Source organism: Halorussus marinus (assembly GCF_004765795.1).
Lineage (GTDB): Archaea > Halobacteriota > Halobacteria > Halobacteriales > Haladaptataceae > Halorussus > Halorussus marinus.
The window spans coordinates 212,017-235,154 of the sequence record NZ_SBIV01000002.1 but is presented as its reverse complement, the minus strand read 5'-3'; the positions used below and the strand labels follow the sequence as shown (position 1 = coordinate 235,154).

Annotated in this window: 24 protein-coding genes and 1 tRNA gene; 9 read left to right on the top strand and 16 right to left on the bottom strand. The window is 67.4% G+C overall.

Annotated elements, in window-relative coordinates; translation table 11 throughout:
* The 3 genes from EPY72_RS05115 to EPY72_RS05105 form a co-directional block, all read right to left on the bottom strand.
* On the bottom strand, nt 1-645 hold the full coding sequence (locus tag EPY72_RS05115; RefSeq protein WP_135805768.1) for a DUF7095 family protein: 645 nt from the start codon (nt 643-645) through the stop codon (nt 1-3).
* A 205-nt stretch (nt 646-850) separates the two neighbouring features.
* Entirely contained in the window at nt 851-1,168 is a 318-nt protein-coding gene (locus EPY72_RS05110; protein ID WP_134669473.1) for a DUF7521 family protein, read from the bottom strand.
* A complete protein-coding gene (locus EPY72_RS05105; protein ID WP_244605527.1) occupies nt 1,165-1,518 on the bottom strand; it encodes an ArsR/SmtB family transcription factor in 354 nt (117 codons plus the stop codon). The genes EPY72_RS05110 and EPY72_RS05105 overlap by 4 nt, the downstream gene beginning before the upstream one ends.
* A 98-nt stretch (nt 1,519-1,616) precedes the next feature.
* Here EPY72_RS05105 and EPY72_RS05100 point away from each other — a divergent pair, with 98 nt between their 5' ends.
* The gene (locus tag EPY72_RS05100) at nt 1,617-1,808 is read left to right on the top strand and encodes a multidrug transporter (RefSeq protein ID WP_134669469.1); all 192 of its coding nucleotides are present in this window, start codon (nt 1,617-1,619) and stop codon (nt 1,806-1,808) included.
* Nucleotides 1,809-1,935: 127 nt separating this feature from the next.
* Entirely contained in the window at nt 1,936-2,976 is a 1,041-nt protein-coding gene (locus EPY72_RS05095; RefSeq protein ID WP_135805766.1) for a DHH family phosphoesterase, read from the top strand.
* 97 nt (nt 2,977-3,073) lie between these two features.
* On the opposite strand, the gene EPY72_RS05090 is transcribed toward EPY72_RS05095, so the two are convergent.
* The 6 genes from EPY72_RS05090 to EPY72_RS05065 form a co-directional block, all read right to left on the bottom strand.
* Nucleotides 3,074-3,808 (bottom strand): universal stress protein, encoded by a 735-nt coding sequence (locus EPY72_RS05090; protein ID WP_134669465.1) that lies wholly within the window; start codon nt 3,806-3,808, stop codon nt 3,074-3,076.
* Nucleotides 3,809-3,810: 2 nt separating this feature from the next.
* Complete coding sequence (locus EPY72_RS05085) at nt 3,811-5,238, bottom strand: APC family permease (RefSeq protein ID WP_135805765.1); 1,428 nt, start codon at nt 5,236-5,238, stop codon at nt 3,811-3,813.
* A gap of 75 nt (nt 5,239-5,313) precedes the next feature.
* On the bottom strand, nt 5,314-6,849 hold the full coding sequence (locus tag EPY72_RS05080) for a TrkH family potassium uptake protein (protein WP_134669463.1): 1,536 nt from the start codon (nt 6,847-6,849) through the stop codon (nt 5,314-5,316).
* 141 nt (nt 6,850-6,990) lie between these two features.
* A complete protein-coding gene (locus EPY72_RS05075; protein ID WP_135805764.1) occupies nt 6,991-8,676 on the bottom strand; it encodes a TrkH family potassium uptake protein in 1,686 nt (561 codons plus the stop codon).
* Between the two features lies 1 nt (nt 8,677).
* The gene (locus tag EPY72_RS05070; RefSeq protein WP_134669460.1) at nt 8,678-9,379 is read right to left on the bottom strand and encodes a potassium channel family protein; all 702 of its coding nucleotides are present in this window, start codon (nt 9,377-9,379) and stop codon (nt 8,678-8,680) included.
* A gap of 65 nt (nt 9,380-9,444) precedes the next feature.
* Nucleotides 9,445-10,065, bottom strand: coding sequence for a hypothetical protein (locus EPY72_RS05065; protein WP_135805763.1), 621 nt, complete (start codon nt 10,063-10,065; stop codon nt 9,445-9,447).
* Nucleotides 10,066-10,227: 162 nt separating this feature from the next.
* Between EPY72_RS05065 and EPY72_RS05060 the strand changes: the two genes are divergently transcribed.
* The 3 genes from EPY72_RS05060 to ncsA all read left to right on the top strand — a co-directional run bounded on the left by EPY72_RS05060 (nt 10,228) and on the right by ncsA (nt 13,296).
* Nucleotides 10,228-11,019, top strand: coding sequence for a lycopene cyclase domain-containing protein (locus tag EPY72_RS05060; protein WP_134669456.1), 792 nt, complete (start codon nt 10,228-10,230; stop codon nt 11,017-11,019).
* Nucleotides 11,016-12,041: a Brp/Blh family beta-carotene 15,15'-dioxygenase gene (locus EPY72_RS05055; protein ID WP_210423493.1), complete on the top strand. Its 1,026-nt coding sequence runs from the start codon at nt 11,016-11,018 to the stop codon at nt 12,039-12,041. Before EPY72_RS05060 ends, EPY72_RS05055 begins: the two co-directional genes overlap by 4 nt.
* A gap of 259 nt (nt 12,042-12,300) precedes the next feature.
* A complete protein-coding gene (gene ncsA, locus EPY72_RS05050; RefSeq protein WP_135805762.1) occupies nt 12,301-13,296 on the top strand; it encodes a tRNA 2-thiolation protein NcsA in 996 nt (331 codons plus the stop codon).
* 59 nt (nt 13,297-13,355) lie between these two features.
* Here ncsA and ftsZ read toward each other — a convergent pair whose 3' ends face one another.
* From ftsZ to EPY72_RS05035, 3 genes are all read right to left on the bottom strand, one after another.
* Nucleotides 13,356-14,612 carry a cell division protein FtsZ gene (ftsZ, locus tag EPY72_RS05045; protein ID WP_134669450.1) on the bottom strand — a complete coding sequence of 419 codons (1,257 nt, stop codon included), beginning with the start codon at nt 14,610-14,612 and terminating at the stop codon, nt 13,356-13,358.
* A 2-nt stretch (nt 14,613-14,614) separates the two neighbouring features.
* Complete coding sequence (locus EPY72_RS05040) at nt 14,615-14,797, bottom strand: ribbon-helix-helix domain-containing protein (RefSeq protein ID WP_134669448.1); 183 nt, start codon at nt 14,795-14,797, stop codon at nt 14,615-14,617.
* A 181-nt stretch (nt 14,798-14,978) separates the two neighbouring features.
* Nucleotides 14,979-15,521 carry a double zinc ribbon domain-containing protein gene (locus EPY72_RS05035; RefSeq protein WP_135805761.1) on the bottom strand — a complete coding sequence of 181 codons (543 nt, stop codon included), beginning with the start codon at nt 15,519-15,521 and terminating at the stop codon, nt 14,979-14,981.
* Between the two features lie 267 nt (nt 15,522-15,788).
* On the opposite strand from EPY72_RS05035, the gene EPY72_RS05030 reads away from it, so the two are divergent.
* Nucleotides 15,789-15,862, top strand: a tRNA-Tyr gene (locus EPY72_RS05030).
* A gap of 242 nt (nt 15,863-16,104) precedes the next feature.
* Here the strand turns inward: EPY72_RS05030 and EPY72_RS05025 are convergent.
* Nucleotides 16,105-16,653: a homing endonuclease associated repeat-containing protein gene (locus EPY72_RS05025; protein ID WP_135805760.1), complete on the bottom strand. Its 549-nt coding sequence runs from the start codon at nt 16,651-16,653 to the stop codon at nt 16,105-16,107.
* 289 nt (nt 16,654-16,942) lie between these two features.
* On the opposite strand from EPY72_RS05025, the gene EPY72_RS20125 reads away from it, so the two are divergent.
* The gene (locus EPY72_RS20125) at nt 16,943-17,296 is read left to right on the top strand and encodes a type IV pilin domain-containing protein (protein ID WP_135805759.1); all 354 of its coding nucleotides are present in this window, start codon (nt 16,943-16,945) and stop codon (nt 17,294-17,296) included.
* 463 nt (nt 17,297-17,759) lie between these two features.
* On the opposite strand, the gene EPY72_RS05015 is transcribed toward EPY72_RS20125, so the two are convergent.
* The 3 genes from EPY72_RS05015 to EPY72_RS05005 are packed head-to-tail and all read right to left on the bottom strand — an operon-like array spanning nt 17,760 to nt 21,433.
* Nucleotides 17,760-19,205: a hypothetical protein gene (locus tag EPY72_RS05015; protein WP_135805758.1), complete on the bottom strand. Its 1,446-nt coding sequence runs from the start codon at nt 19,203-19,205 to the stop codon at nt 17,760-17,762.
* A gap of 52 nt (nt 19,206-19,257) precedes the next feature.
* Entirely contained in the window at nt 19,258-20,847 is a 1,590-nt protein-coding gene (locus EPY72_RS05010; RefSeq protein ID WP_135805757.1) for an ATP-binding protein, read from the bottom strand.
* 52 nt (nt 20,848-20,899) lie between these two features.
* Nucleotides 20,900-21,433, bottom strand: a complete 534-nt coding sequence (locus EPY72_RS05005) for a redoxin domain-containing protein (RefSeq protein ID WP_168215998.1) — start codon at nt 21,431-21,433, stop codon at nt 20,900-20,902.
* Nucleotides 21,434-21,525: 92 nt separating this feature from the next.
* Between EPY72_RS05005 and EPY72_RS05000 the strand changes: the two genes are divergently transcribed.
* Together EPY72_RS05000 and EPY72_RS04995 are read left to right on the top strand one after the other, a co-directional pair.
* A complete protein-coding gene (locus EPY72_RS05000; RefSeq protein WP_135805755.1) occupies nt 21,526-21,858 on the top strand; it encodes a hypothetical protein in 333 nt (110 codons plus the stop codon).
* A gap of 62 nt (nt 21,859-21,920) precedes the next feature.
* Complete coding sequence (locus EPY72_RS04995; RefSeq protein WP_134669434.1) at nt 21,921-23,123, top strand: M24 family metallopeptidase; 1,203 nt, start codon at nt 21,921-21,923, stop codon at nt 23,121-23,123.
* The last annotated feature ends 15 nt before the right edge of the window (nt 23,124-23,138 follow it).

The following is a 23,138-nucleotide window of genomic DNA, read 5'->3' as shown; positions in this document are numbered from 1 at the left end:
CTACACCACGTCGCCTCGGACCGTCGCGCCCTCTTGGCGTTTCCGGTAGGACTCGACGGCCTCGGCGGCCGTGTCGGTTCGGTCGGTGTCCATCCCGAGCATCTCCAGCGCGTCGGGCAGGGTCGGGAACGCGAGTTCGCTCTCGCGGAGCTTCCCGAGGGCCTCGTCGCTGCGTTCGCCGTCGACCCACAGACAGACGCCCCGCGGATCGAGGATCTGCTCGTAGGCTTCCCGGGCGATCGCTCCCCTGAGCCGCTGGGTCACGTTGTCCTCGAAGCTGGAATTGCAGACTTCGAGGTGGACCGGCTCGTCGTCGGGTAGCAGGTGGGCGGCCAGACACTTCTCGGGCGCCGCGTGGCCGCTGTCGTTGGCGCGGATGTGCTCGGAGTGGTCGTCGGCCCACTCGGCCCGGACGGTCTTGCCGACGCCTTCGACTCCGTGCGAGCGCCGGAACTCCGACTCGCGGTCGGCGTCGCCGTCGAGCAGGATGTCTTTGGTGACGTACACGTCGAGGCGCTCGACCGGGTCCAGCCCCAGCGCGACGTCGCCGTACACCCACAGCTCTCGAACCGGGACCGGCATCGTCTCGGTCTCGACCGTCCGCAGAATCTCCTCGACGCGCTCGATAGCGTCGTCTCTGTCCATTAGCGGACCCTACGCGCTTACGGGCCAAAACGGTGACGCGTCGGTTCGCCACTCTCGATAAACCAGATTCAGATATACAGAATCACGCTCTCGGCGTTCGGCCGAGCGACTCTGCGTCCGTTGTGACGGCACAGATGCTCCCAACTCGCGGACAGAGAGGGCCACGACGTCGAAGACTGCGTAACCCGCGTTCCCGAGTGGACGGCTACGACGTGCGTTGGACGTACGGCATCCGTAACCCGTACAGAATGGAGAGAAGGCCGACGATCCGACTGATCTCTCCCAGCATCCCGTACACGAACGGCCCGACGAGCGGGACGAGATACGGCCCGAGGACGAGGAACACCGGCGTCCAGAAGACGAGGAAGAAACCGACGGCGACGAAAAACATCGGGCGGTGTCGGCTCTGCCAGTAGCCACGTAGCGCGAGATAGCCGACTGCGAGTCCCAGAACCGTCGAGATAGCCGTGAGTACGAACGCGATCTGTGATTGTATCGCGGGGCTGGGCTGAAACGGACTCATCGATCACGCACCTCGGTAACGAACTGTCTAAAGCGCGCGGCCATGCGCTGACGGAGAGAGAGATCGAACTCGAACCCGTCCGCGGTCAGCTTGATCGTGACCTGATCGAGCGTCGCGGTGTATACCTTGTGGTGGTGGCCGTCGTCGTCCAGCGCGACGGCTTCGGTGACCAGCTCGTACTCCTGTAGTCTCTCTAGTCGCCGATACACGGTTTGAGGTGACACGTCACAGGCGTCGCTCAGTTCGTTCGCGGACATTGGTTGCTCAGTCGTTTCGACGAGGATTCGCTGGGTGATGTCGTCGGCCAGCAGTCCGCTGATCTCGCGTACGTCTTCATTCACTCGTTCCATGCACACTTCTCCACCCGGTCTGATCAGGGCGTACCCACAGTTCCAGCTCTTGGAGTCGTGCGAGGACGGTTTATACTGTAGGATAGTAATCATTTCGTATGTTGCCAGCGCGCGATACCTCAAGCATCGGTACGCTCGTCGGACTCGTCGTCGCCGTGATCGCCATCGGTGGCTCCGTTCTCTTCGGCTGGGAGTGGGGTTCGTTCCTGCGTCAGCCGGTGCCGCTGGCGATCGGAGTAATCGCGGCTATCGTCGCGGTAGCCGTTACGCTCGGACTGGGACGTGACTGAGCGGTCGCGACGTTCTCGTTGGGATTCATGGGGTCTCTCACGGGGAGTTCCGACCCCGCCGACTGCGTTTGGCCCCGACCTACGGACGCCTGTATCCCTATTCGTCCGGGGCCCGAACGTCACAGTGATGAGTAACGCAGCGTCGCTTCGGGAACTGCTCGCCGAGGGCGAAGAGCTCACGATCGTCTGTCACAACAACCCGGATCCGGACTGCCTCGCGAGCGCGCTCGCGCTGGGGCGGATCGCGGCCGCCGCCGGCATCGAGGACCACCACATCCTGTACAGCGGCGAGATCTCCCACCAGCAGAACCGGGCGTTCGTCAATCTCCTCGACATCGATCTCCGACCGTTCGACGCCGACGCAGTTCGGGACCGCCCCGACGAGTCGCTGCTCGCGTTCGTCGACCACGCGGTCCCCGGCGCGAACAACCGCGTGCCCGAGGCCACCCCGATCGATATCGTGATCGACCACCACCCCGCGGAGGGAATCGAGGCCCGATTCGTCGACCACCGCGAGGCCATCGGCGCGACCGCCACGATACTCACCGAGTACGTCCGGGCGCTCGAACTCGATCTCGATCTCACGCTCGCGACGGCGCTCATGTTCGCGATCCGCCGGGAGACGCTCGGGTTCCTCCGCGGGGTGACCGCCGAGGAGTACGAGGCGGCCAAGTATCTCCACGGCCACGCGGATCGGGACCTCCTCAAGCAACTCTCCTCGCCGTCGGTCAGCGGCGCGACCGTGGACGCGATCGCGACCGCCATCGAGAACCGGGAGATCAGGGGCGCGGTGCTCATCTCCCACGTCGGTCGGACGTCCGAACGCGACGCGTTACCACAGGCCGCCGACTATCTCGCGTCGCTGGAGGGCGTCGAGACGGCCGTCGTCTTCGGTATCATCGACGAGTCGATTCAGCTCAGCGCCCGGTCGACGGACTCGCGCGTCCACATCGGCAACGCGCTCCACGCCGCGTTCGCGGACGTCGGGAGCGCCGGCGGTCACCGGGAGATGGCGGGCGGCGAGATCCCGCTCGGGATCTTCGCCGACGCCGACCTCGACGGCCCGGACCTGCTCGCGATCGTCGAGCAGATCGTCACCGCTCGTCTCGTCGAGGAACTCCAGCTCTCCGAGCAGTCCGACGATCGACCGGCGCCGTCCGAGGAGTGAGACGACCGGCGTCTCGAAGAGTCGTGTGCCGCCCGCGGGCGAGCACGCCGGGGCATGTCGACCGACGCTTTCGGGCCGTCCGGGCCGCCTCGGCGGATCACTCCTCGGTCGCGCTCGACGCGGGCTCGCGCTGAACGACGAGCACGGGACCGAGAAACCGGTCTGCGACCTGATCGGCCGGCATCCCGAACACGAACGTCGTCAGGGACGGGTCGGTCTCGCCCATGACGACGGCGTCGAACTCGTCGGCCGCCTCGACGATCGCGTCGAGCGCGTCTCGGTCGCGCTCGACGCGGGTCTCGATCGCCGACGGCTCCACCCCGAGTTCTTCGAGTCGTTCGTCGAGGCCCTCGAGTAGCGTCTCGACGTCGCCGTCAGACTCGTCGGTCTCGGCGACGTGATACAGCGTCACCGAGACGTCGGTCTCGGCGAACACGCCCGCGACGACCCGGGCGAGCCGATCGATCCCGACGGTCCCGCGGACGGCGACCAGCACGTCCTCGACCGATCGGGTCGCGTTCGGGACGAGGACGGCCATGCAGTCGTGCTCGGCGATCGTCCGGTCGATCGTCTTCTGCCCGTCGTGGGTGAACACGAGTCGGCGCTCGACGGTCGCACCGACCTCCTCGAACATCGACGCGTAGTCGTCGAGGCGCTCGTTCGCACGCTCTTCGAACTGCATCTGGGCCTGCCCCGTCGCGGTCTGTTCGGGGATGACGTGATAGCCAAGCAGGACGACGTGGGCGTCCGCGAGCAGTTCGGGAACGCCCTCCGGAACCGATTCTCCTTCGAGCACGCGGATCGGGACGAGTACCGACGGTCTGTCTGTCATTGTCAGATGTCTCCTTTGAGGTCGACGTCGCCGGCGTAGTATCGGTACCAGAGGTAGGACCCGGCCATGACCACGATACCGACGCCGATCGACGCGGGTTGCATGAACGCGATCAGTCCGAAGCTCGCGAGCGCGCCGGCGGCCGGGACCACCGGGTAGCCCGGAACGCGGTAGCTCGGGGCGTACCACGGCGGATCTCGCCGACGCAACACGATCAGAGCGACGCACATCAGGCCGTACATGATCAGGTGGAGAAACGAGGCGACCTCCGCGAGCAGTTCGACCTGCCCGGTCGCGACGAGGACCAGTATCGGTCCGCCGGCGGAGAGCAACGCGACGTGTGGCGTGCCGTACCGGAGGTTGACCTCGCTCGCCTTTCGGGGAAGTAAGGCGTCGCGGCTCAGCGCGTACACCGCCCGCGAGGCGCTGAGGATCGACGCGTTCGCGCTCGAAAACGTCGCCAACAGCCCGGCGCCGAGGATCGCGATCGCGCCGGGGACCCCGAGGAACTCCCGGGCGACCTCGACCATCGCGGTCTCGCCGAACTGGCCCAGTCGCTCCGCGCCGAACGCGCTGGTCGCGACGAAGATCGTCACGACGTAGAAGACCGTGACGACGACGACGGACCCGACCATCGCCAGCGGGAGGTTTCGTCCCGGCCGTTTGATCTCGCCCGCGACGGTCGCGACCTGCGCGAACCCCAGATACGACGTAAACACCAGCGCCGCGGTCGTCAGCACCGGGAAGTACCCCCTCGCGAAAAACGTCTCCGGGACGCTCTCGCCGCCGAAGACGCCCACCGCGTCGAGCACGCCGTACGAGAGAAAGGCCGTCAGCACGACGAGCAAGATTCCCACCACGGCGTTCTGGAGGCTGGCCGTGTTCTCGGTTCCGCCGATGCTCAGCGCGGTCAGGCCCGCCCCGAACAGCAGCCCGATCCCGATGACCGGGCTGACCGGGAGCGCGACGCCCAGTTCGGCGAACACCGCGCTCGCGTAGTGGCCCAGTCCGACGAGGTAGAACGCGGAGGCGAACATCAGCCCCAGCCACAGCCCGAGGCCGACGATCGCGCCGTACGCCGTCCCCATCCCCCGCGATATGAAGTAGTAGCCCCCGCCGCTTCGGGGCATCGCGGTGGCGAGCTCCGAGGTCGGGAGCGCCACCAGCAACGCGATCACGCCGCCGATGGCGAACGAGAGCGTGGCCGCGAGCCCGGCGTTCGCGGCCGCCAGCCCGGGGAACACGAAGATCCCCGCGCCGATCATCGTGCCGATCCCGATCGCCAACCCGCCGACGAGCCCGATCGTCCGTTCGAGTTCGACGTCGTCGTGGACGGTCGTATCGTCGGTGACCGCCTTCGGCTCCGTTGCGGGGGCCTCGCCGGCGACGTTCCGGCCCGCGGGTTCGACGTCGGCACGCTCGTCAGCCATACGTACACGGTTGTTTCAGCCGGCGGATAAAACCGCCGGCGGTCGGGCTCCCGAGACCGCCGGCCCGGCGCGTCCTCACTTCTTCCAGAACGCGCCGGTGAACATCACGAAGACGGGGATGATCTCGAGCCGGCCGATCCACATCAGAAACACCATCAGCAGTTTGCTCGTCGCCGGGAAGTCGAGGTAGCTCCCGAACGGTCCCAGAAACCCGAACCCGGGGCCGATGTTGCCGATCGTCGCCAGACTCGCGCTGACCGCCTCGAGGACGGACAGTTCGAGGCCGACCCGACTCGCGTCGAACAGCAACAGCACCGTCGCGACCCCGAAGGTCAACAGATACAGCAGGGTGAACCCGTAAATGGCGGTGATGGCGTCCTCGTCGATGACGTGGCCGCCGAGACGGACGGGTCTGACCGAACTCGGATGGGCCGTCGTGAACAGCTGGCGCCGGATCGCCTTGAGGACGACGAGCCATCGGACGACTTTGACGCCGCCGCCGGTCGATCCGGCCGAGCCGCCGATGAACATCGCGAACAACAGCAGGCCCTGCGCGGTCGTCCCCCACTGTGCGAAGTCACTGGTCGCGTACCCCGTCGAGTTCAGGAGCGAGGCGACCTGAAACGTCGCTTGCCGAAGGGAGTTCTCGACGACGCCTTCGGTGAGGCCGCCGAGCTCCAGCGGCGGCGCCGAGCCGGTGAAGAGCAGTCCCCAGAGCAGGACCGCCACGCCGGCGTTCGCGCCCAGATAGGCCTGTAGCTCGCGGTCGTGGAGGAACTCGCCGTAGTCGTCCTGCAACAGAAAGTAAAACAGCGCGAAGTTCATCCCCGCGATCAGCATGAAGGGGATGACGACCCACTGGACCGCCGGCGAGAACGCCGCGATGCTTTCGGCCTGCGGGGAGAACCCGCCGGTCGGTAGCGTCGTGAACCCGTGGGCGACCGCGTTGTACGCGTCCATGTTCGGCGCCAGCCCCGCGTAGTGGAGTCCGAGCAGTATCGCGACGTACAGCACGGTGAACCCGAGGTAGAACAGCCAGAGCAGTCGCGCGGTCTCGGCGATCTTCGGCGTCAGCTTCTGTAGCTCCGGGCCGGGCGCCTCCGAGGCGATCAGCTGGGCGCCGTTGACCGCGACCTCCGGGAGGATGGCGACCATCAACACGATGATCCCCATGCCGCCGAGCCACTGGCTGAGCTGGCGCCACATCAAAAGCGCGTGGGAGTGGCGCTCGAAGGAGATCTCGGCCGTCACGGTCGCTCCGGTCGTCGTGAACCCGGACATCGACTCGAACAAGGCGTTGATCGGGTGGCCGAGCGCCGATTCGGTGCCGTACCCCGCGATGACGTACGGGATGGCCCCGATGACCGCGACCGCGCCCCACGAGAGGGCCACGAGCAAGAGCGCCTCGCGGGGTCCGAGATCCGGGTCGTCGCTGAGCCGCTCGAGTGCGACGCCGCTGGCGACCGTGAGGCTGATCGAGGCGAGGAAGGTGAGTACGTCTTCCTGGTAGAGGAGGCTTATCCCCAGCGGGACGAGCATGGCGACGGCGAGGTACTTGATCACCGTGCCAGTGAAAGCGACGCTCTGTCGCCAATCGACTCGAACTGACATCACCGATCACCGTACATTGGGCGACTCTCTCGCGGCGAGGAGGAAAAACGTCCCGCTGTCGTTCCGACGGACGGATCGGACGCGTCCGGGTTCGAAACCCCCGAAAACGCGGAGTCTGGGTCGGATTCCGGCTCGGCCACCTCAGCGCGGATCGAGGCCGTAGAGGAGCGACCGGCCGAACACCAGTATCGGGATGATCTCGAGTCGGCCGATCCACATGTTCAGGACGAACATCCCCTCGGCGAGCGGCGGCATCTCCGGCCCCGTGATCCCCGACGAGAGCCCGACGTTCCCCTGCGCGCTGGCCACCTCGAACAGCGCGTCGGCCAGCCCGAAGTCGGGGCCGACGACGTTGATCAGGACCAGCGCGCTCGCGACGAGGAGGCTTATCCAGAGGAGGCTGACGATCGCGGCCTCGCTGAACTCCCGCTCCATCTCCTCGCGGTCGAGCGTTCGGCCGTCGATCGTCGTCGTGACGACGGCGCTCGCGGGGAGGAACACCCGCGAGAACTGCCAGACGATGCCCCGGCCGATGGTGTACGTCCGGACGATCTTGATGCCGCCGACCGTCGATCCGGCCGCCCCGCCCACGACCATCGCGGTCGAGACGATGAGCTTGCCGCCCGCGCCCCACGCCCCGATGTCCGACGACTGGAAGCCGGTACACGAGAGCGCGCTGATCCACTGGAACACCGAGTCCCGGACCGCGGTGGTCTGTGCCGCCGAGAGGCCGACCGTCTGCAGTCCGGCGTAGTCGGTCGCGTCGAACGCCTCGGTGACCACCCCGGCGTTCTGGATCGAGAGGACGACCACGCCGGCACCGAAGAGGACGAACAGCCACCGTGTCTGTAAGTCCTCCCAGAACAGCTCTATCTCCTCGTTCGCGAGGATGCCGTAGTGGATCGGAAAGGCGATCGCTCCCAGCGACATGATCGGCAACAAGACGGTCTCGATGAGGGGCGAATCGTAGGTCGCGATCGAGTTGTCCGTGACCGAGAATCCGCCGGTTGCCAACCCGGTCATGGCGTGGTTGAGCGCCTGCCAGAACGCCTCCCACGTCGGTAGCTGGGAGCCGTAGTCCGACAGGGAGATGGCGACGAACATCGCGAGGACCGAGAGGCCGGTGTAGACCACGAATATCTTCCAGACCGTCCGGACCGTCGAGATGATGCTCGGGTGGATCCGTTCTTCGCGCGCCTCGCTTCGGTAGAGGGCGTAGCTCCCGCTCCCCGGTCGCGCGAGGATGGCGGTCGTGAGCACGATGACGCCGACGCCACCGACCCACTGCATGAACGACCGCCACCACTGAATCGTCCGCGGGAGCGTCGGCTCGTGGACCGCCATCGTCAGCCCCGAGCCGGTCCAGCCGCTCATGCTCTCGAAGAACGCGTGCAACGGGTCACGGAAGTAGACCAGACTCGACCGGGACTCGGCGCCGAGGATCCTCACCGCCTCGTAGGCGTCGGGTCGGGGTGCGGAGGCGACGTACGTCTGCATGACCTCGATCGGCGTGAGATGGGCCGTCAGGACGAACGGGAGCGCGCCGAAACAGGCCACGAACAGCCACCCCGCGGCCGCGATCACCATCCCGTGTTTCATCCGGGGGTCGGGCGCGTCCGCGAACGCCCGACGCGCTCCGAGTCCGACCGCGGCGGTAACGACGGCCGCCCCGAGAAACGACGCCGCCGCGTACCACTCGGCGAAGAGGACGGCGACGCCGACGGTGATGGCCATCAGTCCGGCCTCCATCGCGATCAGCGAGCCGACGTCGCGAGCGATGATCGCGAGGTCCGAGGAGAGTCGGCCGGCGAAGCGATCCGCCGACATCTCAGTGTTCGTCGGGATCGACGCTGTGGTCTTCGAAATGGCCGAACACGTCGGTCACTTCGGGCGTCGCGCCCTCGCCCGAGTACACCGTCACGAGATCCCCGGCGTGGATCTCGGTGTTCCCGCGGGGCGTGATGGGGTGTTCGTCTCCGTTGCGCTCGATCGCGACGACGAGCATTTCCTCTTCCAGCAGGCCCTTGGACGCCGCCTGTTGGATCGTCTCTCCGACGATCGCGGCGTCTTCGCCCACGCGGATCTCGAACACCTCGGCCTCGTCGCCGATTCGCATGTAGTCGACGATCGAGGGGCGTTTGACCGCACGGTAGAGGTACTCCGCGATCAGCCGCTGGGGGTTCTGCATCGTGTTCACCCCGATCCGGGCGAACAGGTCCATGTGCTCGGGGTTGTGGACGACCGAGACGATGTTCGGAACGTCGAGTTCCTTCGCGAGGAGGCTGACCATGATGTTGGTCGCGTCTTGATCGGTCGTGGAGATGAGCGCGTCCGCACGGTCGATGCCCGCGTCGAGGAGTGTCTCTTTCGTCGTCGCGTCATCGTGGAGGACGAGACAGTCGTACACCGAGGCCGCGCGTTCGGCCTTTTCCTCGTCGCGTTCGATGACGACGACCTCGTTCCCACCGGCGGTGGCGATCTCGATGAGCGGCGTCCCGATGTTCCCTGCGCCGACGATCACGATATACATCTTCGGTCACGTTTTCGGGGCACGGACGAAAAGATACCGTTCTCGGACCGCGCGAGCGACCGGCGTCACTCCGGCAGATCGGACCCGGACCTGCCGAACACGCGTCCGAGGACGCCCCGCACGAACCCACAGACGCGCTGGCGGAGCGGCCCGACCACCGGGTTCGCGCCCCGTCCCAGATACGCCCGGGGGAACGTCACCGGCTCGCCCGCGAGGAGGTCGAGCGCGAGCGCGACCGCACGGTGGTTCCCGTCGGCGACCGTGACGGGCACGCACCCCCGGCGGGTGGCGAGGACCAGCGGACCGCCCGGCGGGTCCGCGCGAAACCGCCGGATGCGCTCGACGTCGACGCCGGTCCGAGCGGTCAGCGCCGCCGGGTCCTCGCGAGCGACCCGTCGGGCCGCCCCGAGGACCGTGTCGTCGGGCGCGAGCGCCCGCCACCGGAGGCCGTCGACGCCGTCGATCACGCGGAGGCGCGAGAACGTCTCGCGGTCGAGAGTCAGTTCGTACCACTCGACGGGGGCGTCGCGCCAGACGAAGGCGGCCGCCCCGGGCTTGTGGTCGAGGAGTTCGTCGAGCACCGCCCGCTCGGAGAGGCCCTCGACGGGGTCGCGGTCGGTTTCGGCGTCGGTCCGCTCCATCCGGAGCCACTCGCGGAGGACGGTTTGACGAGAGACGCGCCGCATTCGGGGGTCTACGTCCCGGAGCAACTCAGTTCCATCCCCGCGACCGGGGGCCGACGCCCCGAATCGGGCGCCCGGACGCGAGTCGTCCGCGGCTTCCGAACCGACTTTGACGGGGGCCTCCCAATCCGGTCCCGTGTGCCGGCTCACGGCGGCCGATTCACCATGACGAGCCCAGTCACGTATCTCGACTTCCTGATCGCCGCCCTCGGGCCGCCCGCGCTCGCGCTCGGAGCGGTCGTGTTCGCCCGGCGCGAACGGCCGTCGCGAGCGGCCGCCGGAATCGGCGCTCTGGTCTGTATCGCGGTCTCCTACACGGCGCCGTGGGACAGCTACCTCATCGGACGGGGCGTCTGGCGGTACGGCGACGGCGTCGTCGCGGCCCGGTTCGCTCGGGTGCCCCTCGGTGAGTGGCTGTTCTTCGCCGGCCAGACCGGACTCACCGGCCTGTGGTACTACGCTCTGGCCCCGCGGATCGATCCCGCGTTGCCGGCGAGCCCCGACGCCCGGACGGTCGGCGCCGCGGTCTGGGCCGCGCTGGCGGTCGTCGGCGCCGCGCTCGCGGTCGCGTCCGATGGGACGTACTACCTCGGGATGACGCTCGTCTGGGCGGCCCCGGTCGCCGCGTTCCTCTGGGCGGTCGGGGGCCCCGTGCTCTGGTCGGCCCGCCGGCTCGTCGCGGTCGCGGTCGCGGTCCCCTCGGCGTATCTCTGGGCCGCCGACAGGTTCGCCATCGGCCGCGGCCTTTGGACGATCTCGGCCGACCACAGTACGGGTCTGGCGGTCCTCGGACTTCCGATCGAGGAGGCGGTCTTCTTCGTCCTGACGAACCTCCTCGTCGTTCAGGGGCTGGTGTTGTTCGACTGGACGCTCGCGCGGGCGGCCGACCGCGGGGCGGGCCACGCCGTCGAGGGACTGGTGCCGGGCACAATGCGGGTGAGCAGGCGGTGGCGGTGAGCTACCCCACGCCGGTTCGGCGCGCGCTCGTGAGACTCGCGGTCGTTCCCGCCGTCGCGGCGCTTGGGTTCGCGGCGGTCCCGTTCGCGCTCGGCGTCGACGTCCCCCCGATCGCGCGGTATCTCCCGTTCGCGGTCAGTTTCGTCGCCTTCGGGCTCCCCCACGGCGCGGCCGACCACCTCGCGGTCGCGCGACTCGGCGGGGAGCGGCCGCTCGTCGCGGTCGGCGCGGCCTACCTCCTCGCCGGCGGCGCCACTCTCGCGGGCTGGCTGGTCGCGCCCGCGGCCGCGTTCGCGGGGTTCATCCTGCTGACGTGGTACCACTGGGGGCAGGGCGACTGTTACTTCCTGCTCGCGGTCGGCGGCGACCACCTCCGGACCCGGACCCAGCGGGCGCTCGCGATCGCCGTTCGAGGCGGGCTTCCGATGGTGGTCCCGCTGGTGGCGTTTCCGGGCGTGTACCGCGAAATCACCCGCGCCACCGTGGCGCTGTTCGACCCGTCGGCCGCCGACGCGCTCGGGGCCGCCTTCCGCCCGGAGGCGAGACTGATCGCGGGCGGCGCGCTCGGGGCTCTCTCGATCGGTTCGATCGCGCTCGGCTACGCTCGTGCTCGGACGGGCGAGGACGCCTCCCAATCGCGGCGGGGGTGGCGGATCGACGCGGTCGAGACCGGCTTCCTGTGGGCGTTCTTCCTCGTCGTTCCGCCGGTGGTCGCGGTCGGACTCTACTTCTGTCTCTGGCACTCGATCCGACACGTCGCCCGACTGGTGGTCGTCGCCGACGCCGGGACGGCGCTCGCCGACGGCCGGATCGGCGCCGCCCTCGCCGGGTTCGGGCGCGACGCGCTCCCGAACTCGGTCGGCGCGGTCGTCGTCCTCGTCGGGCTCGGGGCGGTCGCGCCCCCGGACGCGAGCCTCCCGTCGCTGCTCGGGCTCTACCTCGTGTTGCTGGCGGTCCTGACCCTTCCCCACACGCTCGTCGTTACGTGGATGGACGCCCGCGAGGGCGTCTGGTCGCGGTAGTCGCGGTCTGGGTTCTCGACTCCGGTCACTCGCCGTCGTCGGTCACGATCCAGATCACGCTTCTCGTCGCAGTCGTCGCCGATGCCGATACACGCGACACTGCTGATCGAGCGCCCCGGTGGCCCACAGCGACACCCCGGCCGCTGTCGACGCCCGCTCGACACACCGACCCGGCCGAATTACGATTTGCTATCGCCGGATCCGGTTTACGCGCCTGGAGGCGAAACCGTCAAACGCTCGGGACCGAAAGTGTCGGGCGATGGACTGCGACAAATGCGGCCGCGAGGCGGTGATGAACGCCGCCTACTCGGGGCTGCACCTCTGTGAGGATCACTTTCTCTCGTCGGTCGACAAGCGCGTCCGCCGCCGGGTCCGCGAGGACAACCTCGTGCCCGACGACGCTACGCCCGAGGAGCCCGAAACGTGGGTCGTCGGGCTCTCGGGGGGGAAAGACAGCGTCGTCCTCACCGACATCCTCCACCGGACGTTCGAGCGCGACCCCCGGATCGAACTGGTCGCACTCACCGTCCACGAGGGCATCGAGGGGTACCGCGACGAGAGCGTGGCGGCCTGCGAGGAGCTGACCGCGGAGCTCGGAGTCCGCCACGAACTCGTGAGCTACGAGGAGGAGTTTGGGGTCCGAATGGACGACGTGGTCGAGGACGACCCCGAGAACATGGCCGCCTGCGCGTACTGCGGAGTGTTCCGTCGGGACGTGCTCTCGCGGTACGCCGAGGAGTTGGGCGCCGACAAGCTCCTGACGGGCCACAATCTCGACGACGAGGCCCAGACCGCGCTGATGAACTTCCTCGAAGGCGACCTCGCCCAGATCGCCAAGCACTTCGACGCGAGCCTCGGCGGGTTCGACGAGCGCGGGGCGGGCGAGGACCCGACCCGCGAGGCGGGCGACCACTTCGTCCCGCGGGCCAAACCCCTCCGGGACGTGCCCGAGAAGGAGGTCGCGCTGTACGCCCACCTCGCGGATCTGCCGGCCCACATCACGGAGTGCCCCCACGCGAGCGAGGCCTACCGCGGGGAGATCCAGAGCCTTCTCCACGACCTCGAGGAGAACCACCCGGGAACCCGCCACTCGATCATGGCCGGCTACGAGGAGCTGGCGGCGCTGGCCGCCGAGGAGTTCGGCGCCCGCGAGGGCGGGAGCGCCGATCTCGGGAAGTGCGAGCAGTGCGGGGCCGCCACGACCCGGGATCGGTGTCGGAAGTGTTCGCTGCTCGACGCGCTCCACGCGGCCTGAGACGGCCGCTCGTCCGTCGGTGAGAGACCCGTCGGAGAGAAAAGCGGTGCGGGACCGACTCAGCGAATGACGTCGAGCCCGTTGTTCTGCTCTACCTCGTTTTGCCCGCCGTCGCTCTTGGCACCCCACCCGCCCGAGTCGCCGGTGGTCTTCGTCGACCGGTCGGTTCCGCCGAGGCTCTCTTCACGGGACGAGCCGCCGGTGGCGCCCGTTTCGAGGTTCTGGCTGGCGTCGAACGACTGGGCGTCGACGTCGCGCATCTGCTCGCGGGACTTGTCGGCCTGCTGTTGGGTGCTCGGGCCGAGGACCTGGGCGCTCTGGACGCCGGTCATGATGGCCATGACCCGGACCTTCCCCTTGTAGTTGTCCTGAATGCGCGCGCCCCAGATGACGTTGGCGCTGGCTTCGAGTCGCTCGGTGATGTTCGAGGCGATCGACTCGGCCTCCTTGAGCGTGAGGTCCGGACCGCCCGTGATGTGGACGAGCCCGCCCGAGGCGCCGCGGTAGTCGACGTCGAGCAGCGGGTGGTTCATCGCGTCCCGGACGACCTCCTCGGTCTTGTTCTTGTCCTGGGTCTCGCCGACCAGCATCACCGCGACTCCGCCCTGATTCATGATCGAGGTCATGTCGGCGTAGTCGAGGTTGATGAGGCTCGGCTGGGTGATCGTCTCCGAGATCCCCTTGACCGTCTCGGCGATGATCTGGTCCATCACCGAGAAGGCCTTCCCGATCGGCAGGTTCGGGACGTAGTCGAGCAGCCGGTTGTTGTCGAGCACGATGATGGAGTCGGCCTCGTTGCGGAGCTTTTCGAGCCCTTCCTCGGCCTTCACCGTCCGTGCGCGCTCGACGTTGAACGGGGTCGAGACCATCCCGACGACGATGGCGCCCTGCTCTTTGGCGATCTTCGAGACGACCGGGGCCGCACCGGTCCCGGTGCCGCCGCCCATGCCCGCGGTCACGAACACGAGGTCGGCGTCGCCGAGTACCTCCTTGATCGTGCCCTGGGCCATCTCGGTGGCTCGCTCGCCCATCGAGGGGTCCCCGCCCGCGCCGAGGCCGTTGGTGAGGGACTTGCCGACCAGGATCTTCGTGTCGGCCTCGATCATCTTGAGGTGTTGCTTGTCGGTGTTGATCGCGACGGTGTCCGCGCCGTCGACTCCGATGTTGTACAGTCGGTTGACCGTGTTGTTGCCCGCGCCGCCACAGCCCACGATCACGATTCGGGGGTCGCCAAACTCGTCGCCGTTGGTGTCGGCGTCCAGCTCGCGGTTCTCCTGTTCGGCGTTCTCCAAGGCGTCTTGCACGATGTCCTGCATGCTTACACCTTGGCCCACGACCGCTTGTTCGTCGTCTGCTCTGTCGTGCCTTCGTCGTGTTCGTTGAGCATGTCGCGGACCGCGGCCCGAATCGCCTCGCTACGGTTCGGGAACTCCCCGGTCTCGACCATCTGTTCGACCTCCTCGATCTGCTGTTTCGGAATGCGAAGTGTCACACGCTCCATATTTTGTATTCCCCTTGAGGTAAGACGGCATGCGGATGCTCACACAGCCTGTCTTACGCCGCATCCGCCCGGAGCGCGGCCGTACGCCGACTCTCGGGCGCCGTGTAAGACAACCGTCTTACGTGGGCTAACCCACATAGTCAGAACTTAAATAATTAACGGCGAGTAGTAAAACGGCGTCTTACGTTCTGTCGAGGACGTCGGCCGCGGGCGTGCGCCGGCCACAGCCCGGACAGAACGCCCAGTCCGACCGAACCTCGTCGCCGCACTCGCAGAAGGCGCGTCGCGAGGCCTTCTCCCCGCAGTTCGGACAGTAGACGTGATCGTCCGACAGCGACTCCCCGCACTGGCCACACTCGCAGTCCCGCTCGCTCTGTCGGTCGCGGTCGTCCGTGGTGTCCCCGTCCCGGGCCGACTCGTCGGCCGCTCGCTCCCGGACCGCGCCGTCGGATTCGAGCGTGACGTTGACGTTCACGTCCCGACCGCCCTGCGGTCTCACGGACGAGCGGGCCTCAGGCTCTCGAGCGTCGAGGCGCGTGGCGACGAGCTCGTCGACGCGCTCGGCGAGGAGGCCGTCGAGACTCTCCTCGGCCCCGCCGGACGCCTCGCTCTCGGCGTCGAGATACGCCCGGAGCGCCTCGCGCATGACCTCGCTCTTCGACTCGTCGAGGGCCTCGATGCGCTCGATCAGGTCCTCGTCCGCGCGGAACGTTATCTTGCTCATGTAACTGTTCGTCACGATGTCGTCGCCCCCACCACTTCAATCTTACCGAGCGTCTGACACTGCCGTCCCGATTCGATCCCGCGTTAACACTCGAAAGTGTCTGTAAACGCGACTCCGAGCGCTTCACGGTCGGCTCTCTCGTCTCGGTCGCCGTCCCGTGCGCCGATCGACCCCGGTTCGCGAGGCGGCGTCCGGTCGGTAGCCGACGGCACGCCGTCGTCGAATAATAACCCTTAAGTCCGACAGACGACCTACGGTGAAACACGCCCGCCCTTAGCTCAGACTGGTAGAGCAGTCGACTGTAGATCGACTTGTCCCCCGTTCAAATCGGGGAGGGCGGACTTCTCCCCCGGTCGTTTCATTGTTGGTCGAGTAGCCGCCCTCGTTCGATCCCCGCAGGACCCGAGATAGTTCGATGGGTGTCCAAATCGGGTCCGCGCCGTCGTGTCTTTGGATGTTGCCCGAGCGGTGGACCAACTACGCATTTTGCGACTGACGGCTCTGCGTCCCGCTGGAACAGGTATAACACCTCTCTCGATCCTGAGACGGCCCCCGACGAAGTGGAGGGGGAGCGACCGGCGTTCTATTCGAGGAGATCGGCTTTTTCGAGCGCCTCCATCCACGACCCGAATCGGCGATAATAGGTCACGTGACCGTACGCCCCGTCTTCTGCCATGTCGGTCACGCGCGGGATGCCGTCGACGTCCTTCGCCAGCCGGCGGAGTTCGTGAAGCAGTCGCTCCTCCGGGATCTTCTCGGTTTCGAGCATCGCTTCGGTTTTCGCGTCGTTCCACGACCCGAAGCGGTTCTGGTAGGTCTTGTACGAGTACTCTCCGTGCTCGTCGAGATCGTACCGCGTCGGCGATCGACCGAGCTCCTCCGCGAGTCGCTGGAGTTCGCCGAGGAGTTCGTAATCGGTGTACTGCTTCGACCCGATCTCGCCGGGATCGAGGTCGGCGGCTTCGAGCGCGGCCTCCCAACTTTCGAACCGTTCGACGTAGGTCTCCGGGTGGAAGTCCCCCCGCTCGTGCATGTCCACGACAGTCGGCGTCTTCCCGAGCCGGGCCGCGAGCGCGCGGAGCGCGACCTCCAGAGTCTCCTCGCCGGGATCTGTCGCGGTGCACTCGCTCATCATACGTCTGTTTCTCGAACCTAGCTTAAACTCTTTTATCACGGACAAGTCTTCGCTCTATTTTCACATCAGATGAAGAAATGACATAAACTCTGTTTCATATAGAGAAGTTTTTATATACCCTTGGTGCCAAAATCTGAACTAAGCACGTATCACCACAGAGAAGTGTCGGACGTGGGGCGGCTTTGACAGGCTCTCCCCGCCGACGGACCAAAGTACTCGGTCGTTCGGCATAAAATGTGCGGCCACTTCTCAGAGATGATACCGTGCCGAACGAGAAACACAACTCATGAACTTCAAAACACTACTCACGGACGACGAGGCGGTGAGCCCGGTGATCGGGGTCATCCTGATGGTCGCCATCACGGTGATTCTGGCCGCCGTCATCGGCACCTTCGTACTCGGGCTCGGCGAACAAGTTCAACAAAATGCATCTGCAGGAGTTTCGGAGGCTGCGAATGATAACGCAGTCACTCTCAACTCACTAGGACCCAATACCCAAGGTATCCGGTGCTCGAATGAAGATGAGTCGAGCGGTGTTGAAAGTGTTGGAGAGGTCTTAGATTGTGATACCAGCGCCAATTCAGTTGTTGCCTACGGTGATGACGTAAACGACGCGACCGTCTACACATTCGATAGCTAGACTCGGTAGCCGCAATATAATACCGAACACTTTCTTGTTTATATAGGGGAATACCGATAACAGCCTAATTATTCCGATTACTCTACATGCTATTCATTCGACTATTTTGCTGAATCTGTGAATTTATCCCGGGCCAGAGCTGGTAATCTATGGTAATATACTCGTCCAAGTACGACTAATCTCACGTCGTCACATGGTGATGCTATCACTGTCAGCTTCAAGCATCCGTCTTTCGTGGTGCGTTCCAAGATGCGATCGTCACTATGTTCAACCCAGCACGCTGACCGATGACGACATTGTCTGTGGGAACGCCCGCTACTTCGTTCTTGTCTGATCCCTTCAATTTTCTCGACGGTCCCAGCAACCACGCTCGTGCCCGCTACCACATTAAAGAACACAGTCGACATCGTTCGCGCGACTTTCTCGTCTCGACTCTTGGCCCTTTAGGCGTCCTCGCCTCGACTCACTCCGAGTCGCCCCGGTCGGACGCTCCGTCCCGACACCGGAGGTACGCGTACCCGCCGGCGACGCCCGCTCCGAGGCCCGCGCCGCCGAGCGCCGCCAGCCACGGGGACCGCCCGGCCGAGACGCGTTCGAGCGACCCGGTTCCGTCGTCGGGCGCGGTCGCGGTGTAGCGGTGGACCTCGCCCGGGGCGATGGACGCCGAGGTCGTCGCGTCGAGGCGGGGCGCGTCGTCTGCTACCAGCGCTTCCAGCGTGTACTCGGTCGCGCGCCGGCCCGCGATCCGGATCCGATACGTGCCGGGCGCGAAGCCGTAGCGGTACCGCATCCGGGCGTAGGCGCTTCGCCCCCGGTCCATGTACGTCGCGGTGTCGCGTCCGAGCGGCCGATCGTTCGGTCCGACCACGGTCAGCGACACCCCCGGCGAGTCCACGACGAACAGCGCGAGTCGGAACGCCGCCTCCCGAAGTCGATCGGGGTTCGCCGCCAGCAGTGATCCCGGCCCGGGCGCGGTCTGGGCGGCGACGAGACGGTCCCGTCGGTTGAACACGAACTCGCCGTACTCGCCGTCGTACCGCCGGACGGTGGGTCGATCCCCGGCGGTGGCGACGTCGATCGCGGGCGGTTCGTCGACCCGTTCGTACCGCCGGGCGGGGTAGTTCGGATCGTAGACGAACAGCCGAGTTCGGTCCGAGTCCCGGCGGTAGTCGTACACCAGCACCTGGTGGGCGCGACGGTGGTCGCGATCGAACAGCGTGACGCTCGCGGTGTCGAACTCGTCGACGACCGACGTGACCCGATCGAGCTGGCGCCGGTAGTCGATCAGCTCCGGCGCGGCCATCGCCCGCCGGCCGAGCCACGCGTGGACGTTCAGAAACTGGGTGAGCTGATAGAGGTCGATCTCCCGGCTCGCCGGCCGGCCGTCGTCGCCGGCGGGCGCTTCGGGATGGGCGAGGTCGCTCGCCACCGACCGACCCGCGCGGAGCGTGTCGGGGTGCTCGTAGTACTGCTGGGCGGCGAACACCATCCCGTAGCAGTGGCCGTCGGTCGCGGACTGCTGGTTCACCGAGACGTAGAGCTGTTTGGCGATCGCGTCGAGGAGCGCGCCCGGCAGGTCCCGGACGTTTACGCCCGCGTCGGCGCGGACCGACTCGGGCCACCGCCGGCCGAGCACCCGCCGAATCTGCTCTTCGTCGACGGCGTCGTGATCGTGCTCGGGATACGCGGGATCGCTCGTCGACCAGTTCCGGAAGCCGAAGCCGTGGACCGCCGGGTCGAAGCCGTCGGCGTCGGGGCCGCCCCGCCTCGACACGCCCCGGCGCCCGGCGCGACTGCGCGCCCGATGGTCGGCTCTCGGCGTTCGATCTCGGGCGCTCGCGGTGCCGACCGCGAGCAGCGAGGCCGCCGCCGTCCCCAGGAACCCCCGACGGGTCGTTCCGGATCGCATCCAGTGCGTTCACGCCCGCCGATCACTTATTTCTAGCGTAGCTGAAATCAGACTATCGCGGCCAGGGACGCGTATCAGATCCGAACCACTCGGTTCCCAGACTGTACAGGAGGCCGAGGCCGAGCCCCCAGACGAGGTGGCTCGCGAGCGACGGCCACGCCAAGTTCGGCAGCGGCGCCGAGATCCCGACCAGCCGCAGCCACGTCGGCATGACGACGCCGGCCGCGAACGCCCAGAGGAACGCGCCCCAGCCCGCCCCGACGAGCAATCGGCCGCGCCGGCTCCTGCCGTACCGTTCGGGGACGACAGCCAGCATCGCCGCGTAGATCATCCCGAACACGACGCTGTGGAACTCGTGGGTGATCCAGCCGACGAGCGGGTTCGCGACGCCGTACAGCGCGCCGATGACGGGGATCGACCCGCCGGTGAGCTGATTGAACACGCCCATCGCACCCCCCGCGAGCACCGACGCGCCGACCGCGACCGTCAGCTCCGACGGCGAGACGCCGTACGACGAGACGCTCTCGGTCGGGGACGCCGGCGCCGGCCGGCTCGCCCGGACCAGCGTCACTTCGATGGTCGTCCCGTCGTCGGTCACGGTCGTGTGTACGTCGCCGTGGAACCGCTCGGCGAGCAGGCGGACTGCGTTGAGGCCGAACCCGCTCGACGGGTCGTCGTGGTCGGTGATGGCGCCGTCTTCGAGGATCTCGCGGTGGCGGGCCGGCAGTCCCGGTCCGTCGTCCGCGATGCGGACGGTCGCGCGACGCCCGCCGACGGTCGCGTCGATTTCCACGCGGGGCCGGTCGGAGCCGTCGTACGCGACGGCGTTCTCGATCAGGTTCTCGAACAGTTGGTCGAGCCGCTCGTTGGCCCACACCTCGACTCCCTCCGCCGGATCGACAGCCAGCGCGTACTCGGCGTCCGGATACGCCGCCCGGACCGACTCGACGCTCGCCCGCAGGCACGTCGCCAGCCCGACCGGCTCCAGTCCCCTCCCGGCCGATCGGCCCGTCTCGGTGAGGTACTCGACGTCCTCGATCGTGTCCACGATGTGGTCGGACCTCCGGCGGATGACGTCGGCCGACTCGCGTTCGTCCCCGGGGCGCTCGCGGTCGGCGATCGCGTCGGCGTACCCGCCGATGACGGTCACCGCGTTGAGGACCTCGTGGCGGAGGATCCGGTTGAGGGTGACCAGCCGGTTGGCCTGCGATCGGAGCTGGCGCCGCCGGCGCTCGGCCCGGGCGGCGTAGACGCCGGTCAGCGTCCCGCCGACGCTCCCGCCGATGAGGAAGTTCGAGAGGTACGTCTCCGACAGCACCGGCGCCATCCCGTCGACGCCGTCCGGGTTCGAGCCAAGCACCGTCAACATCACGAGCAGGAGCATCGCGCCGGCGCCGACCAGACACCAGGCGGTGGTGGTGCGGACGAACGCGCGGTCGAACGGTCCGACCACGAGCGCGACGCCGAACGCCGTCAGCGAGAGTCCGAGGACCAGCGGCACCAGCCCCGAGAGATAGAACGCCCGCGGCTCGTCGTAGATCGCCAGCGTCACCGTGAACCGAGTCAGCAGAAATCCGACGCCAGCGACCCCGAGGCCGCCGAGAGTCGCGTTTCCGGCCGGCGATGGGGTCGACCAGCGCATGCTACTCGGCGAAGCTTCCGATTCCCGATACAAATAGGTGTGGGTCCCGCGATCACGCGAGTCCGAAGGTCTCGGTGGTCGGGCGGCCGAGCACCTCGAGGACCGACTCGTAGAGGTCCCGGATCTGGGCCCGGGCGTGACTCCGTCGGGCCCGATCGGCAACCCACCGGTGGCGGACCACGCCGTCCGAATCCACGAAAAAGCAGGCCGGGCGCGCCCGCGGGGCAACCCCGAACGCCCGGTAGGTCACGCCGTACGCCCTCGCGATCGAGAGGTTCCGATCCGAGCAAAACGGGTACGGGACGTCGAGGTGCGCGGCGAACTTCCGGTTGGTCCGGGGTCGCGCCCGGTTGACGCCGACGACCCGGACCCGATCGTCGACGGTGAACCAGCCGTACTCGCCGACCGCCGACTCTTCGGCGAACGGTTCGAGTCCGAAGTCGGTGGGCTGGAACACCAACAGGACCGCGCGGTCCTCGCACAGCGACGACAGCGACACCGATCGGGTCGTTCCCTCAGAGGTAGAGAGTGGTGCAGTGAACTCCGGCGCCTCCGCGCCGACCGCCGGGCCGCGAGCGTCTGCCATCGGTCTCGTTTCGCGTCGTTCCGGCATAAGTTATTCGTCAGACGCACGTCTTCCGGACGTTTTATCTCCGGCGGGTCGAACGTCCGGTCGTGATGTCGGCGCAACTCGCGGACGCGGCGGTGGTCGTGGCGCTGGTGGGGTTCTACGGCGGTGTCGCACGCGACCTCGGCACGACGGCCGACCTCGTTGAGGCCCGGGTCGGCGTCGGGCTCTCGGTCGGTGCGTACGTCGCGGGCGGGGTCGCGGCCCTGCTGTCGCTGGCGATCGTCGCGATCGAAGCCGCCCGCGCCGCCCCGTCAGCGCTCGACGTCGCCGCGACTGCGGTCGGTCTGTCGGTCCTGTTCGTCGTCGTGTTCGGCCTGTTCTTCCGGATCGGGATCGCCGCCTACGCGGTGGCGCTCCGGGCGGGCCTGCGACTCTCGTGACCGGGTCCCGCGGGGTTGCCTCCACGTCAATATTTAACCGCGGGGGTTGCGTGGTTCGGCCTATGCCGACACGCGTTCCCGAGTCCGAGTTCGCGGACCGCCTCGACGCCGTCCGAAAGCGAATCGCCGACGCCGGCGCCGACGCCGGCGTCTGGTTCGGCGCGACCAGCATCGAGTATCTGACCGGGTTCGACCACATCCAGACCGAACGGCCCGTGGTCCTCGCGGTGACCGACGACCGAGCCGAGGTCACGGTCCCCCGGCTCGAAGTCGAGCGGGTCGAGACCAACCCGTTCATCGACGCGGTCCACAACTACTTCGACTACCCCGGCGGCGAACCGATCGAGGTGGCCGCCGAGATGCTCGCGGGTCTCGACGCGTCGTCGGTCGCGGCCGACGCCGACGGCGCCCCGGGCGCGATGGGCTACGAGGGGCCGGCGCTCTCGGAGTACGTCGACGTCGAGTCCCAGAGCTGGGTCGACCGGATGCGGTGGGCCAAGTCCGACGTCGAAGTAGACCTCATCCGCGAGTCCGCGCGGTGGGGCAACCTCGCTCACCGCTATCTCGCCGACTACACCGAGGTCGGCGAGCACCCCGCGACGGTGAGCCAGCGAGCGTCGATGGAGGCCTCGCGGGCGATGCTCGACGCGCTGGGCGACGAGTACGTCCCGCGCACGCGAGGAGACGGTCCCGCGATGGCGGGCTACATCACCGGCGAGCAGACCGCCCTGCCCCACGGCCACACCGCGAACCGCCGGCTCCGGGAAGGCGACGTGCTCGTGACCGGCGCGAGCGCGAACGTCGACGGCTACCACTCGGAGCTCGAACGCACGATGTTCCTCGGCGAACCCTCCGACGAGCAGGCCCACTACTTCGAGCTGATGCTGGAGGCCCAGACGATCGCCATCGAGGCGCTCGGCCCGGGCGTCCCGCTGTCGCACGTCGACGAGCAGGTGTGGTCGTACTTCGACGAACAGGGCGTGACCGATCTCGCACAGCACCACGTCGGCCACAACATCGGGCTCGGCGCCCACGAGCCGCCGTACATCGACCGCGGATGGTCCGACCACTGCGAGCGACGCGAGGAGCGCGACCCGGCCGACGCCGAGATGGAGCCCGGACACGTCTACACCATCGAGCCCGGAATCTACACCGACGAGTACGGCTATCGCCACTCGGACACCATCGCGGTCACCGAGGACGGCGTCGAGTGGCTGACCTACTTCCCGCGAGACCTCGAATCGAACGTCATCCCGGTCGAGTAGGGTCGACTCCGAGCG

Coding starts and splice junctions, on each gene's coding strand:
- EPY72_RS05060 (WP_134669456.1), top strand. CDS start 10,228: ATGACGAGCCCAGTCACGTATCTCGACTTCCTGATCGCCGCCCTCGGG.
- EPY72_RS05070 (WP_134669460.1), bottom strand. CDS start 9,379: ATGTATATCGTGATCGTCGGCGCAGGGAACATCGGGACGCCGCTCATC.
- EPY72_RS04995 (WP_134669434.1), top strand. CDS start 21,921: ATGCCGACACGCGTTCCCGAGTCCGAGTTCGCGGACCGCCTCGACGCC.
- EPY72_RS05100 (WP_134669469.1), top strand. CDS start 1,617: ATGTTGCCAGCGCGCGATACCTCAAGCATCGGTACGCTCGTCGGACTC.
- EPY72_RS05010 (WP_135805757.1), bottom strand. CDS start 20,847: ATGCGCTGGTCGACCCCATCGCCGGCCGGAAACGCGACTCTCGGCGGC.
- ftsZ (WP_134669450.1), bottom strand. CDS start 14,612: ATGCAGGACATCGTGCAAGACGCCTTGGAGAACGCCGAACAGGAGAAC.
- EPY72_RS05090 (WP_134669465.1), bottom strand. CDS start 3,808: ATGACAGACAGACCGTCGGTACTCGTCCCGATCCGCGTGCTCGAAGGA.
- EPY72_RS05110 (WP_134669473.1), bottom strand. CDS start 1,168: ATGAGTCCGTTTCAGCCCAGCCCCGCGATACAATCACAGATCGCGTTC.
- EPY72_RS05085 (WP_135805765.1), bottom strand. CDS start 5,238: ATGGCTGACGAGCGTGCCGACGTCGAACCCGCGGGCCGGAACGTCGCC.
- EPY72_RS20125 (WP_135805759.1), top strand. CDS start 16,943: ATGAACTTCAAAACACTACTCACGGACGACGAGGCGGTGAGCCCGGTG.
- EPY72_RS05005 (WP_168215998.1), bottom strand. CDS start 21,433: ATGGCAGACGCTCGCGGCCCGGCGGTCGGCGCGGAGGCGCCGGAGTTC.
- EPY72_RS05095 (WP_135805766.1), top strand. CDS start 1,936: ATGAGTAACGCAGCGTCGCTTCGGGAACTGCTCGCCGAGGGCGAAGAG.
- EPY72_RS05040 (WP_134669448.1), bottom strand. CDS start 14,797: ATGGAGCGTGTGACACTTCGCATTCCGAAACAGCAGATCGAGGAGGTC.
- EPY72_RS05075 (WP_135805764.1), bottom strand. CDS start 8,676: ATGTCGGCGGATCGCTTCGCCGGCCGACTCTCCTCGGACCTCGCGATC.
- EPY72_RS05080 (WP_134669463.1), bottom strand. CDS start 6,849: ATGTCAGTTCGAGTCGATTGGCGACAGAGCGTCGCTTTCACTGGCACG.
- EPY72_RS05065 (WP_135805763.1), bottom strand. CDS start 10,065: ATGCGGCGCGTCTCTCGTCAAACCGTCCTCCGCGAGTGGCTCCGGATG.
- EPY72_RS05035 (WP_135805761.1), bottom strand. CDS start 15,521: ATGAGCAAGATAACGTTCCGCGCGGACGAGGACCTGATCGAGCGCATC.
- EPY72_RS05000 (WP_135805755.1), top strand. CDS start 21,526: ATGTCGGCGCAACTCGCGGACGCGGCGGTGGTCGTGGCGCTGGTGGGG.
- EPY72_RS05105 (WP_244605527.1), bottom strand. CDS start 1,518: ATGGAACGAGTGAATGAAGACGTACGCGAGATCAGCGGACTGCTGGCC.
- ncsA (WP_135805762.1), top strand. CDS start 12,301: ATGGACTGCGACAAATGCGGCCGCGAGGCGGTGATGAACGCCGCCTAC.
- EPY72_RS05025 (WP_135805760.1), bottom strand. CDS start 16,653: ATGAGCGAGTGCACCGCGACAGATCCCGGCGAGGAGACTCTGGAGGTC.
- EPY72_RS05115 (WP_135805768.1), bottom strand. CDS start 645: ATGGACAGAGACGACGCTATCGAGCGCGTCGAGGAGATTCTGCGGACG.
- EPY72_RS05015 (WP_135805758.1), bottom strand. CDS start 19,205: ATGCGATCCGGAACGACCCGTCGGGGGTTCCTGGGGACGGCGGCGGCC.